The 794-nt window shown below is 45.5% G+C and carries 1 protein-coding gene; it reads left to right on the top strand.

The annotated features are described in order from the left end of the window. The coding region (locus E5342_RS19120; RefSeq protein WP_246867183.1) for an ISAon1 family transposase at positions 1 to 620 on the top strand (620 nt) is incomplete at its 5' end. Between the last annotated feature and the right edge of the window lie 174 nt (positions 621 to 794).

The raw sequence follows: 794 nt of genomic DNA, 5'->3' as shown, positions 1-794 counted from the left end.
AGCTAGATCATGCCACGGAATATGTCCTGTTCAAACGGAACATAGGCCCCGGCCTCCGTATTGGCGAGACCTCTTTGAGTTGCGGAGAATTATATACTGTTGTCACTAACCGTACGGGACGTGGTGGCAAAGGCACACTTGTGGCCATGATACGTGGCACGAAGTCTGAAGACGTCATAAAGGCGCTTGAAATGATTCATGTCTCCAAGCGTAAGAGAGCCAAAGAGGTCACTTTGGATCTTTCGCCGGCCATGACGCGGATCGTCCGGACGGCTTTCCCCAACGCCACTATGACAAATGACCGGTTTCATGTACGGAAACTCTTTTATGAGGCAATTGATGAACTCAGGATTACTTATCGCTGGATGGCACGGGATTTGGAGGACGATGAAATTCAGCGGTGCGGAGAGCAAAACATAGAGTATGTCCCGTTTCGATATGCCAATGGTGATACCCGTAAGCAGCTGCTGGCAAGGGCTAGACATGTACTTGTCAAGCATTATAGCAAATGGACTGAATCCCAAAGAATACGTGCGGAAATCATATTCGAACATTATCCGGAGCTGAAATCAGTTTACGACTTGGCTACAGAGTTGACCGATGTGTATAATAAGCACTAAGACAAGGATGTGGCACGTGGAAAGCTTGCCTTGTGGTACAATAAAACATAAAAGCTTGGGTACGGATGTCTCAGAACCGTAACAAATACCATGCAGAACTATTATGAGGCAATACTAAATATTTTGTTAACAGGGAAACGAATGCATTTGCAGAATCATTCAATGCAAAAATTA

It is taken from the genome of Parabacteroides distasonis (assembly GCF_004793765.1).
Classification (GTDB): Bacteria; Bacteroidota; Bacteroidia; order Bacteroidales; family Tannerellaceae; genus Parabacteroides; species Parabacteroides distasonis_A.
The sequence above is the reverse complement of the archived record's forward strand: the minus strand, read 5'-3'. Positions and strand labels throughout refer to the sequence as shown.